This window comes from Desulforamulus aquiferis (genome assembly GCF_030577015.1).
Classification (GTDB): Bacteria; Bacillota; Desulfotomaculia; order Desulfotomaculales; family Desulfotomaculaceae; genus Desulfotomaculum; species Desulfotomaculum aquiferis.
Genome location: NZ_JARPTC010000013.1, coordinates 77,165 through 90,832, shown reverse-complemented (window position 1 = coordinate 90,832; position 13,668 = coordinate 77,165). Strand labels below are relative to the sequence as shown.

The 13,668-nt window shown below is 41.2% G+C and carries 15 protein-coding genes; 10 read left to right on the top strand and 5 right to left on the bottom strand.

What is annotated here, in order from left to right:
• Positions 1–8: 8 nt before the first annotated feature.
• From P6N53_RS09395 to P6N53_RS09385, 3 genes are all read left to right on the top strand, one after another.
• Entirely contained in the window at positions 9–845 is an 837-nt protein-coding gene (locus P6N53_RS09395) for a PHP domain-containing protein (protein ID WP_304542588.1), read from the top strand.
• A gap of 27 nt (positions 846–872) precedes the next feature.
• Positions 873–2,039, top strand: coding sequence for an LL-diaminopimelate aminotransferase (locus P6N53_RS09390; protein ID WP_304542587.1), 1,167 nt, complete (start codon positions 873–875; stop codon positions 2,037–2,039).
• A gap of 66 nt (positions 2,040–2,105) precedes the next feature.
• Positions 2,106–2,378 carry a translation initiation factor 2 gene (locus tag P6N53_RS09385; RefSeq protein WP_304542586.1) on the top strand — a complete coding sequence of 91 codons (273 nt, stop codon included), beginning with the start codon at positions 2,106–2,108 and terminating at the stop codon, positions 2,376–2,378.
• Between the two features lie 79 nt (positions 2,379–2,457).
• Here P6N53_RS09385 and P6N53_RS09380 read toward each other — a convergent pair whose 3' ends face one another.
• Positions 2,458–2,973, bottom strand: coding sequence for an HD domain-containing protein (locus tag P6N53_RS09380; RefSeq protein ID WP_304542585.1), 516 nt, complete (start codon positions 2,971–2,973; stop codon positions 2,458–2,460).
• A 94-nt stretch (positions 2,974–3,067) separates the two neighbouring features.
• On the opposite strand from P6N53_RS09380, the gene cobU reads away from it, so the two are divergent.
• From cobU to guaB, 5 genes are all read left to right on the top strand, one after another.
• Positions 3,068–3,637: a bifunctional adenosylcobinamide kinase/adenosylcobinamide-phosphate guanylyltransferase gene (gene cobU / locus P6N53_RS09375; RefSeq protein ID WP_304542584.1), complete on the top strand. Its 570-nt coding sequence runs from the start codon at positions 3,068–3,070 to the stop codon at positions 3,635–3,637.
• A gap of 13 nt (positions 3,638–3,650) precedes the next feature.
• Positions 3,651–4,286 carry an alpha-ribazole phosphatase gene (cobC, locus tag P6N53_RS09370; protein WP_441315723.1) on the top strand — a complete coding sequence of 212 codons (636 nt, stop codon included), beginning with the start codon at positions 3,651–3,653 and terminating at the stop codon, positions 4,284–4,286.
• A gap of 145 nt (positions 4,287–4,431) precedes the next feature.
• Positions 4,432–4,656 carry a helix-turn-helix domain-containing protein gene (locus tag P6N53_RS09365; RefSeq protein WP_304542582.1) on the top strand — a complete coding sequence of 75 codons (225 nt, stop codon included), beginning with the start codon at positions 4,432–4,434 and terminating at the stop codon, positions 4,654–4,656.
• Between the two features lie 77 nt (positions 4,657–4,733).
• The gene (locus tag P6N53_RS09360) at positions 4,734–5,126 is read left to right on the top strand and encodes an FxsA family protein (protein ID WP_304542581.1); all 393 of its coding nucleotides are present in this window, start codon (positions 4,734–4,736) and stop codon (positions 5,124–5,126) included.
• Between the two features lie 102 nt (positions 5,127–5,228).
• Positions 5,229–6,683, top strand: a complete 1,455-nt coding sequence (gene guaB, locus P6N53_RS09355; protein WP_304542580.1) for an IMP dehydrogenase — start codon at positions 5,229–5,231, stop codon at positions 6,681–6,683.
• A gap of 47 nt (positions 6,684–6,730) precedes the next feature.
• On the opposite strand, the gene P6N53_RS09350 is transcribed toward guaB, so the two are convergent.
• Positions 6,731–7,393 carry a GNAT family N-acetyltransferase gene (locus P6N53_RS09350; protein WP_304542579.1) on the bottom strand — a complete coding sequence of 221 codons (663 nt, stop codon included), beginning with the start codon at positions 7,391–7,393 and terminating at the stop codon, positions 6,731–6,733.
• Positions 7,394–7,782: 389 nt separating this feature from the next.
• Here P6N53_RS09350 and P6N53_RS09345 point away from each other — a divergent pair, with 389 nt between their 5' ends.
• Positions 7,783–9,162, top strand: a complete 1,380-nt coding sequence (locus P6N53_RS09345) for a coiled-coil domain-containing protein (RefSeq protein ID WP_304542578.1) — start codon at positions 7,783–7,785, stop codon at positions 9,160–9,162.
• Positions 9,163–9,329: 167 nt separating this feature from the next.
• Positions 9,330–10,244: a DMT family transporter gene (locus P6N53_RS09340; RefSeq protein WP_304542577.1), complete on the top strand. Its 915-nt coding sequence runs from the start codon at positions 9,330–9,332 to the stop codon at positions 10,242–10,244.
• Between the two features lie 329 nt (positions 10,245–10,573).
• Here the strand turns inward: P6N53_RS09340 and P6N53_RS09335 are convergent, their stop codons facing one another.
• From P6N53_RS09335 to P6N53_RS09325, 3 genes are read right to left on the bottom strand one after another with little or no spacing between them, the layout of a single operon-like run.
• A complete protein-coding gene (locus P6N53_RS09335; RefSeq protein ID WP_304542576.1) occupies positions 10,574–11,533 on the bottom strand; it encodes an acyl-CoA dehydratase activase in 960 nt (319 codons plus the stop codon).
• The gene (locus P6N53_RS09330) at positions 11,530–12,651 is read right to left on the bottom strand and encodes an acyl-CoA dehydratase activase-related protein (RefSeq protein ID WP_304542575.1); all 1,122 of its coding nucleotides are present in this window, start codon (positions 12,649–12,651) and stop codon (positions 11,530–11,532) included. Before P6N53_RS09330 ends, P6N53_RS09335 begins: the two co-directional genes overlap by 4 nt.
• The gene (locus tag P6N53_RS09325; protein ID WP_304542574.1) at positions 12,645–13,652 is read right to left on the bottom strand and encodes an acyl-CoA dehydratase activase-related protein; all 1,008 of its coding nucleotides are present in this window, start codon (positions 13,650–13,652) and stop codon (positions 12,645–12,647) included. The genes P6N53_RS09330 and P6N53_RS09325 overlap by 7 nt, the downstream gene beginning before the upstream one ends.
• Between the last annotated feature and the right edge of the window lie 16 nt (positions 13,653–13,668).

The following is a 13,668-nucleotide window of genomic DNA, read 5'->3' as shown; positions in this document are numbered from 1 at the left end:
AAAAAGTGGTGATAGACTTGTTAACTGATTTGCATATTCATACAACTGCCTCAGATGGGAGCGATACACCTGGTGAAGTAGTAAGCAGGGCCTTAAGATTGGGTCTTAAGGCCATTGCTATTTCTGACCATGACACCATGGAAGGTATAATCCCAGCTCAACAGGCAGCCAATGGTTTTAACCTTGAAGTATTGTCCGGTGTAGAGGTGAATACCTACCAGAAGGGTAATGAAATCCATGTACTTGGATATCTGATAAACCCCAATAATGATGAATTTATATCAAAATTACGAGAACTTCAGGGAGATAGATTAGACAGGATTAAGAAGATGCTTTGTAAGCTTAAAGCATTAAATATATTCTTAGAATTAGATAGAATTTTAGAATTTTCAAAGGGTGGCTCAGTAGGACGACCTCACGTGGCTAGAGCTATGCAGGAGAAAGGCTATGTATCTTCAGCCCAGGAGGCCTTTAGTAAATATATTGGTGCTGAAAAGCCGGCATATATACCAAGGGAGAAACTTACCCCCAGGGAAGCCGTAGAGCTGATTTTAAGGTCCGGTGGCGTACCAGTATTGGCTCACCCGGGACTATTAAAAGATAGTGGCCCTATTATTAAATCACTACTGGAAGTTGGTCTAAAGGGATTAGAGGTATGGCATTTAAAACATTCACCATTAATGGTACAGTATTATTTGGAAAAAGCCAAGAAGTATAACTTAGTACCCACCGGTGGATCTGATTACCATGGAACGGGACATGAGGCCTGCAACACTTTGGGAACTACTGGGGCACCCTACGAGTCTGTACAGAGATTAAAGGATTTAGCACAGGCTTATAATTAGAAAAAATTGAATTAGGGGATGATGGAATTGAAATTGGCACAGAGAATGCAATCTCTAACGCCGGGAATATTCACAGAGTTGGCACGGGCAAAGGCCAAGGTGGAGGCAAGGGGTTTAAAGGTTATTAATCTAAGTGTGGGCAGTCCTGATCTTCCGCCCGCTCCCCATATTATTGAGGCACTTCGCAAAGGGGTAGAAAACCCCAATAATTATACTTATCCCCTAGAGGGTAAGTTAGAGCTTCATCAAGCCTTAGCAACCTGGTATAAGGAAAGATTTAATGTTGAGCTTGATCCCAAGACAGAAGTGATAACATTAATGGGTTCCCAGGATGGTCTGGCGCATATTTCCATGGCCTACATTGACCCAGGTGATATTGCCCTGGTTCCTGATCCCGGTTATCCTATCTACTCAGCATCAATTCTGCTGGCAGGAGGAGAATTATACCCAATGCCTCTGCTGGCAAGTAATAGATTCTTACCAGATCTTGCTGCTATTCCACCTGAAATTGCCCAGAGGGCTAAAATGATGACCATAAATTACCCAAATAACCCTGTGGCTGCCTCTGCTGACGAAGGCTTCTTTACTGAGGTTGTGGAATTTGCCAAAAAATATGATATATTAATTTGTCACGATATAGCCTATTCTGAGTTGGCCTATGATGGTTTTAAACCAACAAGCTTTATGCAAATTCCTGGTGCCAAGGAGGTAGGCATAGAATTTTACTCCCTTTCAAAAACTTACAATATGGCAGGTTGCAGGCTTGGCTTCGCCGTAGGTAATTCAAGGGTTCTAAGTGCCCTGGGACAGATTAAATCCAATATCGATTATGGTGTCTTTTTTGCTGTACAGGAAGCAGGTATTGCGGCCTTGATGGGAGACCAGGAGTGTGTTAGGAAAACGGCAGAAACTTACCAGCGCCGCAGAGATATACTTGTTGACGGTTTGGGTCAACTGGGCTGGCAAATGCCTCGGCCCCAGGCCTCAATGTTTATTTGGGCTCCTTTACCAAAAGGATATAAATCATCCGTAGACTTTTGTTTAGAGCTACTGAATAAGGCAGGGGTTCTAATGGTGCCGGGAGTAGCCTTTGGTGAACAGGGAGAAGGTTATGTAAGGATCGCCATGGTTCAAAACGAGGAAAATCTTAAAGAGGCACTGGTAAGAATTGGTTCATCCTTCCAATTTAGCTAGTTAAAAGTCTATAATTCCACCACCCGGCATATACTAGTTTAAGCAGATTTAAGGGGTGGTGTGGTTTTGAATGGCAGTGCTGATATCCATTATCTGCAAAAAAGGATTCAGGAATTAGAGGAAAAAATTGAGCAGCTTCGACTTAGCCGCCGGGTATTGATGAACCTAATTGAGAAGATTGAAAAAGATAAATCAGGTTTTGTATCTCGCCTAGAAAAGGAAAACCGTAAGTTGCATAAGGATAACTACCGTTATGCCCAAAATCTATTGCAGCAGAACAGGCGTATTGTTGAATTGCAGGCTAAGTTGGAAACAATGTTAGAAGACGAAGCAAGGTAGACAATGTTTAATAAATGCAAGTAGCAAGATGACCGCCTTATGGCGGTCACGGTGTTATAAAGGGGATGTCATGGTATAATTAGTTTAAATCATCAGCCTGCTGCAAAAGCTGGAGTTCAAGGGAGTCATTAGGTCTGGACTTATGATGGTGGTTTTCGATTAGATATACCATTTCCTCAGGGAGCTTTGACATTCTGGCAATATTTGCCCCTGTAGCAGGGTGACAATAGTGGGCATGAAAGGCTTTATATAATTGGAAATCACTGTGCTGGTTAATAAGATGTTTTGATAGCTTTGGGACTAGGGTTGAAGTCAGTACTATAATTATTCGGTGGAATGTTTTTATTACATTCGCCGGTTTGCCTATATCATGCAGTAAAGCGGCTTTCACCAACAACTCTTTATTCACCTTATGTTGTGTTGCCAATTTTAGACATGTTTGGGCCACCCTTACACAATGGGTTTGGGTTGGCCGATCCATGGTAAAAAAAAGGTGTTGCTCCTTTGCATTAAGGTGCTTTTTTACAAAGGTAAGCTCTTCTGTACCCATTTTACTAAACAAGGCGTTCCAAAACTGTCTTGCTCTATTAAACACACTGGACCTCCGTTAATGTAATAAAGAAGCAAAGTCTCACTTAAGAATAATATATATTTATTTTTGTTGCAATGTTAACGAAAGAAGGAGAATAATGGAAAGAGGGAAAATAATCTTAGTATTAGGTGGCACAAGGTCAGGAAAAAGCAGCTTTGCTGAAAGATTAGCATCAAAAGGGCAGAGGATAGGCTATTTGGCTACAGCCTTGCCTGGGGACGGGGAAATGATCAAACGTATCGAGCTTCATCGGCAAAGGCGACCTATAGCTTGGATAACAAAGGAAGAGACCCTGGAGATAGGTAAAGCAATACAAGAAATGGAGCAATATTGTGATGTTATACTTTTAGATTGTCTAACATTATGGATCTCCAACTTGCTGACTATGGGCAGTGAACCGGATGTTGAAGCAAACTGGGTTGCTAGGGAAAAATATATAATTGAACAGGTAAAACAATTTGCCCAAAGCTGTCAAGAAGTTAAGTGCAATATAATTATAGTTGGCAGTGAAGTGGGTATGTCAATTGTTCCCGGAAACAGGTTGGCTAGATTATTTCGTGATTTAAATGGAATAACCAATCAAGAAATTGCGAAAATTGCTGATGAAGTATATCTGGTCACTGCAGGAATTCCCATAGAGATAAAGTCTCAAGAGGTAAAAATCTAGAATAAAGGGGTTGGTGCCTTTGAGAGCAAGAATATATTTAGTGCGACATGGTGAAACCTCCTGGAATGCAGGGGGAAGATTTCAGGGTCATTCCGACATTCCATTGACAGACAAGGGGAAGGAACAAGCCCAATACTTAGCAGAACGTCTAAGGAAAGAAAAAATTGATGCTTTTTACAGCAGTGACCTGTTAAGGGCACGGGAGACTGCTGAAATATTAGCTAAACCCCATGGTTTGCCTGTTCAAAACGTAAAGGAACTAAGGGAAATCAACTTTGGACAATGGGAAGGTCTAACAAGCAGAGAAATATCGGAAAATTTCAGTGAAATTAGCTCAGAGTGGTGGTCAAAACCACTGACGACGCAAATTCCGTCTGGTGAAAGGCTTTTAGATGTTGTCCATCGTTGCCAGGAGGCTATCTTAAGAATTGCTGAGGAGCAGGTTGATAAAAGCTCTGTGGTAGTTGCCCATGGCGGGGTGATTCGTGCCCTGGTTGGAACGGTCCTGGGGATGGATTTGAATTATTTCTGGAAATTACGTTTAGATAATGTATCTTTAACTGTTATTGAAATTTTTGAAAGTGATAAAGCTATTCTAGAGCTTTATAATGATACCTGTCACTTAGATGGGCAAAAAGCTTGTGATTAAGCCACCTACCGGGTTATCCCCGTTAAGGTGGCTTTTGCTGTAAATGCGACTAGCTACTCATTTTATAAAGGTATGTAGGGGATAATATAATAAAGCTTGAGAAAAACTAATTTCATCTTGAAATATTGGTACTGGAGGTAATATTATGGAAGAGTATTTAAGATCAAGGGTACCCTGGAGTACAGAACCAAGTCTCGAAACTAAGGCCAAGGAAGTTGGAATTAACTTTGATGCCCTTATTGATGGAATCAAAAATGATAAATCAGATGAGCAAATGGGTGAAGAATTTGGTGTAAATCCCAAAACTATTGGTCATCTCAGGGAGCACTTTATGACTAGAGGTATTGGCTCCATTGTTGGACAAGACTAATATATGAAATGAAGGGTGCTGAAATTCTTGCACCTTTCATGTCATAGTAAAATAGCTTAATCAGTTAAGGAGATATTATGTTTAAAAGGATTTTAGCGTTATTATTGATTGTTCCTGTTATAGAAATGTTAATACTTATAGAATCAGGACGGAGATTTGGTTTTTGGCCTACCTTAGGTTTTATTGTTGTAATGGGTATTATAGGTATTGTTTTAATAAGATCCCAGGGGTTTGTGGTGATCAATAATATTAAGCTTGAGCTTGCCCATGGGCAGATCCCAACTTCTTCGGTACTTGAAGGCATGATTATTATAGCCAGCGGATTATTACTGTTGACACCCGGGTTATTAACCGACTTTATTGGGCTAACCCTTTTAATTCCCCCTGTTAGGAATTATGCAAAAAATATTTTGAAAAATATTTTAATAAAGGTTTTTTTGCCGGGAAGAATAGTGAGAATTCGTTGGTAACAGCAACTTCTTTATAATATTTTTTATGACAAACTTTAACATACCTGTGCTATAATAAACGAATACATTTTTTAAATAATTTCAAGAAGGGAGAGAGGGCAGGTGTATCCAGACAAATTTGCAAAAGCTGGTCTGACTTTTGATGATGTATTGTTAGTTCCGGCTGCATCAGAGGTTTTACCAAGAAACGTAGAAACCGGTACCTACCTCACTAAAGATATTAAACTAAACATTCCCATCATGAGTGCTGGAATGGATACTGTTACTGAGTCGAGAATGGCCATCGCCATTGCCCGTGAAGGGGGAATTGGGGTAATTCATAAAAACATGTCCATTACACGTCAGGCCATGGAAGTTGATAGAGTTAAGAGATCCGAGCATGGTATTATCACAGATCCGATTTTCCTTTCTCCTGAAAGTCCTGTTAGGGAAGCCCATGAATTGATGGAAAGATATCACATTTCAGGAGTTCCTATCACAGTTGAAGGCAAGTTGGTGGGGATTCTAACAAATAGGGATCTTCGATTTGAAACCAATGACAACCGCCTTTGCAGAGAAGTAATGACCAAGGATAATTTAGTTACAGCCCCGGTGGGTACCACTTTGGATCAGGCAAAAGAGATATTGATGAAGTATAAGGTGGAAAAGCTCCCGATAGTGGATGAAAATTATTATCTAAAGGGCTTAATCACCATTAAGGATATAAAAAAGGCTAAGGAATATCCTAATTCTGCTAAGGATCACCGTGGTAGACTTAGGGTGGCTGCAGCGGTGGGGGTATCGTCAGATACCTTGGAAAGGGTGGAGGCCCTGGTAAAAGCAAAGGTAGACGTGATAGTGGTGGACACCGCCCATGGACACTCAAGCATGGTGGTTCAAACAGTTCGCAAAGTTAGAGAAGCCTACCCTAATTTAAATCTAATCGCAGGAAATGTTGCCACAGGACAAGCTACTAAAGATCTAATTGAGGCTGGTGCCAATGCAATTAAGGTAGGTATCGGACCAGGTTCCATTTGCACCACCAGGGTAGTTGCTGGGGTTGGAGTTCCTCAAATTACAGCTGTTTACGATTGTGCCCAGGAAGCAGCAAAATATAATATTCCTATAATTGCTGACGGAGGCATTAAATATTCAGGGGATATAGCCAAGGCAATAGCTGCCGGGGCCAGTGTAGTTATGCTAGGTAGTATTTTGGCGGGAACGGAAGAGAGCCCTGGAGAAAAGGAAATCTATCAAGGTCGGAGTTATAAAGTATACAGGGGCATGGGCTCCCTGGGTGCAATGAAAGACGGTAGCGGGGATCGCTACTTCCAGGAGCAAGCTAAGAAAATGGTTCCTGAGGGTGTAGAAGGTCGTGTCCCCTATAAAGGCTCTCTGGCAGATACAATTTTCCAGCTCATTGGAGGGCTTAAAGCGGGAATGGGTTATACCGGGTCCCGAACCGTTGAGGAATTAAGGACTAAGGCACAATTTATCCGAATTACTCCCGCGGGGTTAAAGGAAAGCCATCCCCACGGTGTAAGCATCACTAAAGAGTCGCCAAACTATAGCTTTTAATTGAAAATAAGAAAACAAAACCTGCAATCTTGGATTGCAGGTTTTGTTTATCTTCCTCGATTTAAAAATGTAAGCTCTTCAAACTTTAAAATTGCTTCTTTTGGTATGTTCTTTCCGAATCTAACCATCATGACATTGGCTGGATGTTCAGTGATATCAGGGTCATCAGTGGCACGTTTTTTTAATCCAACACTTGAGAATAGCCGGGTTAGCATTCTTTGGTATTCAATCATGCCTAAGCCACTGTTTTTTAGATCCCAATGCCAACAAAACTCTATAGTAATTATAATATGATTTTCAACAAAATCGTGCATAAATGCTTCAGTTAATAAAAAGTGGGCTACTTTGTCTTTGCGCCATTCAGGACTTACTTCAACTGCACCTAACTCAAGTACATAGGGGTGCTTACTCCATCTACTGTAATCATCTGGATAGTGGAAAGTTACATAGCCGATGATGCTATCCTGAAATCTGGCAATAAACACCTTTCCCTCCGGGAGGTTTGAAATCAGCATCAAGGCTTCCTGTTGTCTTGCCGGTGGTCTAAAACTCCGCAGTCCTTCATCCATGGTTAACCTAGAGATATAATCTGCTGTGCAGGGACCTTCTAAATGAAGTAAACCACGGGAAGTTGTGAGCACACCATTTTCGGGGCGAATGGGTGGGAAACCTTTTTGACTGTTAGTTTCGGAGTTAAGGGCAATGCTCATAATATCACCTCCCAGGTAATTACCGTTAGGGGGTCAGTATTGACCGTTTGAGCAATAAAAATGACCTTTTAACTTATTATATGTTACTTGTGCCGATAATTACAAGCATTTAATGGTTTTTTATTTATTACTTTAATCCTTCTTGAGGGATAGTCAGTAACATAAAAAGTTATTGACATGGGCCATTATTGTTTTAATAAATACGACAAAACTAAGTAGTTATAAGTCAAACTTAGTCAGCCTGTTGAGACTATTTTGGGAATGTTGTAGGAAAAAATTTACAGTGAAGACGCAGGGAACTGGACAAAAAAGAGGAATAATAAGAGTAATAAAAAGGGATTAAATTCCAAATATACCTTTTATTATAATCAGGAAGGTGATGGGTAGAAGTGACGGCTAAATTGAATTCTCTTACTGATGTCCTTAAAAAGACTCTATTCTTTTTTGACGGCCTGTCCGTTCAAGAGATAGCCCCTTATGTGCAAAGAAAAATGCTGCAGGATTATGGTCAGCAGCAGGTTATTGAGAAGGTCCGGCTATGCCTAAAGCAACACCCCTGCTTTTACACAGATGAGAATGGAAAGTGGCGGCTAAAGTTGCAGGGGCACTCTGAAAATGATCACTTATATGCCATGCTGATTAAACGACAGCAACCCATTGCCCTGCGTCAGGTAGTCAGCAATCCTGTTGCCAAAAAGAAAAGAATTAGAAAACTAGCTGAAGAAGCTTCTCTAATGTCTGATGGGAGATTTATTCAGTTAGATAATGGAAATTGGGGACTAACGGAATGGAATGTTGAGGCTGGACAATATTCATTAAAGCACCTGGTAATAAAGGCCCTTAAATTACACCAAGGGGGGTTGTCCACTCAACAAATATTTGAGTGTGTAAACGAGTGGCGTCCCACCAGCAAGCCCGCTGTCCAACAGGTATTAGGTAAGTTTCCATACTTTGAAAGAATGGGAAGTGATGTCTGGAATTATAACCAGCAGGCACAATTATTATATGATGAATTAGTTAAAAGATACCTAAATATTTTAAATAAACAAAAGAAACAATGGCAGCAGGATCGCACAAAATGGGTACAGAAGGCAGAGAACATGTCCCGACAGTTAAATGAAATTGGAGCGGCCCAAAGGGAAGCTGCAGCCGCCCTAGCCCAGCGGGCCTCGGTGGTAACTCAATATAATCAGTTAGCAACCCAATTATCTGAAAAGGATTTACTGCTTAATTTAAGGAAGAAAGAGATATTAAGGTACCGCAATGAATTGGAAAGAACAGAGAATAAAGCAAACAGTATTTTATACCAATGTCGACTTTGGGTACGTAAGGCTAAAGAATCAGAAAATGAAAACCAAAGATTAAAGTGTTCAATGGATAAAAATCAAAACAGCCTGGAGGGTTTATTTTCAAAGCTGCAGCAATATAAAGAGAGGGACAGGGAAAACAAGGCTCGTTTGGCTGAACTAAAGGAGAGGTATAGTACAAGGGTAGCAGAACTACAAACAGAGATAGTGGAGCTTAAGCAAAAAATACAAAAATATCAAGAGATGACAAATATAGAAGAGCGCAGACTTCATCAGGACATAAATATCCTCAGTAATGATTTAAAGGAGGCTTTGGAGGGCGGTGAGGATTTACAAAAATCTTTAAAGCTAACACAGCAGGAATTAAGTAAGGTTCAAACAGAGAAGAGAGAATTAGAAGTAACATTAAATAGACCTCTTGTTAAATTCTTCAGCAAAATAAGCAGTATTTTTGGACTATAAAATATCTGATGTAGCAAGGCACGCATTAAATAGTTAATGCGTGTCTTGCTTACTTTAAGGCACTTAGAAAATAATGTTTAAGATGTGTTATTAGATGTGCTATGATTAATGAATGATAGCCTAATAACTTTAAGACCGGGGTGGAAAGCTTGATATTAAGGGGAAACATGCTTAGTTATTTAATGTTAATCTGTGCTACTGTATCCTGGGGAGGAGCATTTGTAGCAGCTAAGGTTGTGGTTGGTGAGCTTCATCCTTTAGTGGCGGCCACAGGACGTTTTTGGCTGGCTTTTTTTTGTTTATTGCCCTTCATGCTTTGGAAGGAGAGGGGTAAGGCAAAGGTAGCTCTTAAAGACTGGCCAATCCTAATATTTTTGGGCTTGACCGGAGTATTTTTGTACAATGTTTTATTTTTTAAAGGACTACAGATATCTGCCGCCATGGATGGTTCATTATTAGTGGCCTGTGGCCCTGTTTTTACTGTTGTCTTGTCCGGTATAATACTTAAGGAAAGGATTAATATTCGTCAGGCTTTAGGCTTTATTATCTCCTTGACCGGCGTAATAGTTATTGTGACTAAGGGTCATCCGGCTTCACTTGTTGGATGGGATTTAAACCCAGGAGATATCATGCTTACCATAAGTGTACTTGCCTGGAGTTTGTATTCCATTGGAGGTAAGATTGCCATGAAGAGTCTTTCTCCAGTGGTCTCCACAACCTATGCCTTAGGTATTGGAGCAATAATGCTAACATTAGCAGCACTGCCCCAGCTATCGGGAGATATTATCCATAGCATGTCCTATAAATCAATCTTAGGATTGGGTTATTTAGCCATTATTGCTTCAGCCTTAGGCTTTGTGCTTTGGTTTGTGGGAATTCAGAGGGTGGGGGCTGGCAGAGCGTCTATTTTCCAAAACATTGTGCCTCTATCCGGAGCTATTTTGTCTATCATTCTATTAGGGGAGCACTTAAAGAGTTTTCATCCCCTGGGTGGTTTTTTAATTCTTGGTGGCGTATATTTGGTGAATAGGCCAGTGCATTTAATTAAAGGCCACCCCACAGTCAGTATACAAAAACATTAAGTCCGATGATCCAAAAAGGTACGCATTTAAGCGTACCTTCAGATTGTCGAGAAACTACCTATATTCGGGTTTTAATAATCCCTCACGACTCCTCTCTCCGCAGCGGACAGCGCTAATCGCTTGCTTCGGGCGAAAATGGGCCGCCTTCGAGTAAACATCGTGTTTACCTCAGGCTTTCGCGGACATCCATGTCCGCTCACCCATTTTCGCATTCTCAGCTTCGCGAAGCGCTGTTTCCACTGCTTCGAATGTCGCTGTTCGGGATTATTAAAACCCAGTTATACCTTTTTCAACAGGCTGAAGCTACGCATTTCAGCGTACCTTTATAATTAACCGTCGGCTAAATCCCAGCGTCCGCAGCGGGAACCCCAACGTCCTATGGCCAATTCGTTTTCCAGTACCTCCACAATCTCGCAAAGGTTGGAACAGCTATTACACTCAAAACTGCGGGTAAGGTAAGAAAGATTGGTAATATTCAAGCCTTTAAATTTTGTCTTACCTCCTCGACCCATTTCCTCTTTGGCCAACTGGGCTGCACCCACGGCACCCATCACATTAAAGTGCTTGGGAATTTGAATGTCTATATTTAAAGAACGTTCAAAGGCGGCTTTAATTCCTTGATTTGCGGCAACACCACCCTGGAAGAGAACTGGTGATAGGATCTCTTTGCCCTTTCCCACGTTATTTAAATAGTTTCGCACCAAGGCCTCACATAGTCCGTTAATGATATCCTCCACCCGAAAACCCATTTGCTGTTTATGGATCATGTCAGATTCAGCGAAAACAGTACATCGTCCAGCAATTCTAATCGAAGCAGTAGATTTCAATGCCAGGCTGCCAAATTCCTGAATGGGTATGTTTAATCTGGAAGCCTGCTGGTCCAGGAAAGAGCCTGTGCCCGCAGCACAAACGGTATTCATTGCAAAATCCGTAACAATACCATTCCTTAAAATGATTATTTTTGAGTCCTGGCCGCCGATCTCCAATACTGTTTGCACCTGGGGCTCATATAGTGAAGCTGCCACAGCATGGGCGGTTATTTCATTTTTAATAACATCCGCCCCGACCATCACACCGGCAAGAAATCTGCCGCTGCCTGTTGTTCCTACACCTGCAATATCTATGTCTGCAGGAATATCTTTAGCAGTTTCCCGAAGGCCGGCTTGAAGTGCCTCAATGGGTCTGCCTCTGGTTCTTATGTAAAGGTTTGTTATGACTTCACCTTCATCACTTAATAAAACTATATTAGTGCTGACTGAACCAACGTCTATACCTAAATATGCTTTCATATGATCACCCTACTTGCTGTAGCTATTGTTTTATCCACTGGATTTCCTAGCTTTTTTCGTTTTAGTAGATCTACAAAGGCTTCCAATCTGGTAGCCATACCGGCTTTGCCCGTTTGCTCGTCTAAGAAGAAAGTTAATATTGGTATGTTATGCTGCTTGCTTACCTGTGTTAGCACGGTTTTAGACACTATTTCAGGGATACAAGTGAAAGGCGCCAACTGGATTACTCCATCAAAACCCCGTTGAGAGTATAAAATAACATGGCCAACAGTATCTTGGCCGTGTCCTCCAATCGCCACTGGAATCCAAGGTTTAGCTGCATTATGGCAGGTTACAACCTCATTACATTTTTCATTTAAATTATCCTTGGTCCAACCAGTAAGGAACATTGAACGTTCTATTTCTACGCCCAGGCTGCCAAGAACCTCTTCAATTTCATGGTTGCTGGCGGGTTCAAGCAACACATATATTTCACCAACCATGCCAATTTTGATTATTAAACGATCCTGAGCCTGGGGGATATTATTTAAGGACTTCACAGCTTCCTGGTAAGCCTCATCAATATCCTTTATGGTACTGGCCTGACCTAACCAATTCTGGGCTTGCCTGTATACCCTGGAGGTAGTACCGTTATCCCTTTCCCTGGGCCTTATTTGGTGAGTTAGCTTTTCTATATTGTCCAGAGCTTTAAGTTTATGCCAACCCTTTTTAATGGCCTGCCAAACGGAAAGGTAGGATAGCTTTGAGCTATTCAAAAACTTCACCTTTTTAAGGAAGTCGATGGGGTGACTTAAGGGAGCTTCAAAACAAATCATGTTAATCTGATGCCCAAGATCTTCAATAATTCGTTGATGCACCTGTGCATATAAGCCTGCACGACAGGGTCCATTCCCTCCCGAGGTAACCAGGGTATTAGCACCCATTTGTATTGCTTCTAAATATGTGCCCATTAATATTTTAAAGGGGAGGCAGGTAAATTCAGGGGAGTACTGCACCCCCAAATCCAGTGTCTTCTTACTTGGTCGAGGAGGAACAATTACCTCATTTCCCAAATCCTCCAATAACATCTTGAAGGCAATATATGAGTGGCCCATGCGGGGAAAAGTAACTTTTAGCATAAGCAAGCACCTAACTCTTTCCTTCGTCTGACCATATCTGTGAAGGCTTCTAACCTGGTAGACATACCAGCCTCACCACTATGCTCATCGATCATGAGTACCATGAAGGGAATATGGGGGTACTTTTTAGCTTCTAGCTCTATCATTCTGTAGACCATTGCATCTGGTCCACATCCAAAGGCTGTAACGTAAAGGATAGCGTCCACCTTTCCCTCTTTAAAGAAGTGTAAGGCTGCTTTATAGGCTCGGTCGCTAAAGGTCCAGAACATTTCTTTGGGAAGGTTGTGTTTTATATTCTCCAGGAGACCTGAATTAAGGTTTTCGGTCGTAATGGTATTAACCCCAAGGCGATGGAGTTTATTAAATACTCCTACGTTGATAAAATCGTCATATAGATGATAGGGGTAGCCTAATACTGCAAAATTTAGCGAGCCTTTACCTAATTTTTCTGGAACCTTGGCACCGTCCAATACCTCTAAAGCTTGGTTTGGCAATAGTCCCTTATGCAAAAGCTGGCAATATTTATTTTCTACCTTTAGGGAATTGTAAATAGCTTTTACTATCCTTACTTTATCTCTGGTGAACTTTTCTCCCAGTTGAAAAAAGGACTTTGTCATTTCAATTCTTCTGGAAATTATGCCCTTGTCCCGGTTATTAAGCATGGTATCTAAGACAGGGGGTAAATTATCAATACCATGCTTTATCATATCGGGTAAACCTAAAAATTTTGGGCAGAATAAGGTTTTTCCATTAAGACAATAAAGGCGGGGTACAAAGATGTAGTCAACACGGTCTTTAAGGGAAAGAACATGTCCAAAATAAAGCTTTATTGGAACACATGCTTCCGCTAGAGCTTCCTTAACTCCGTCATCAAGCATTTGGCGGTTGCTAAGTTTGGAAGTAACTACGTTTACCCCTAATTCTGTAAAAAAAGTTCTCCATCTGGGGAAATATAGATAGTATGCTAAAGCCCTTGGTATTCCTACCGTAGTACCAGACATCTCTATGCCCTCCTTT

Excerpts from the sequence above, each read along its gene's own strand:
- P6N53_RS09340 (WP_304542577.1), top strand. The coding sequence starts at position 9,330 with ATGCTTAGTTATTTAATGTTAATCTGTGCTACTGTATCCTGGGGAGGA.
- P6N53_RS09325 (WP_304542574.1), bottom strand. The coding sequence starts at position 13,652 with ATGTCTGGTACTACGGTAGGAATACCAAGGGCTTTAGCATACTATCTA.
- P6N53_RS09335 (WP_304542576.1), bottom strand. The coding sequence starts at position 11,533 with ATGAAAGCATATTTAGGTATAGACGTTGGTTCAGTCAGCACTAATATA.
- P6N53_RS09365 (WP_304542582.1), top strand. The coding sequence starts at position 4,432 with ATGGAAGAGTATTTAAGATCAAGGGTACCCTGGAGTACAGAACCAAGT.
- cobU (WP_304542584.1), top strand. The coding sequence starts at position 3,068 with ATGGAAAGAGGGAAAATAATCTTAGTATTAGGTGGCACAAGGTCAGGA.
- P6N53_RS09330 (WP_304542575.1), bottom strand. The coding sequence starts at position 12,651 with ATGCTAAAAGTTACTTTTCCCCGCATGGGCCACTCATATATTGCCTTC.
- P6N53_RS09360 (WP_304542581.1), top strand. The coding sequence starts at position 4,734 with ATGTTTAAAAGGATTTTAGCGTTATTATTGATTGTTCCTGTTATAGAA.
- P6N53_RS09350 (WP_304542579.1), bottom strand. The coding sequence starts at position 7,393 with ATGAGCATTGCCCTTAACTCCGAAACTAACAGTCAAAAAGGTTTCCCA.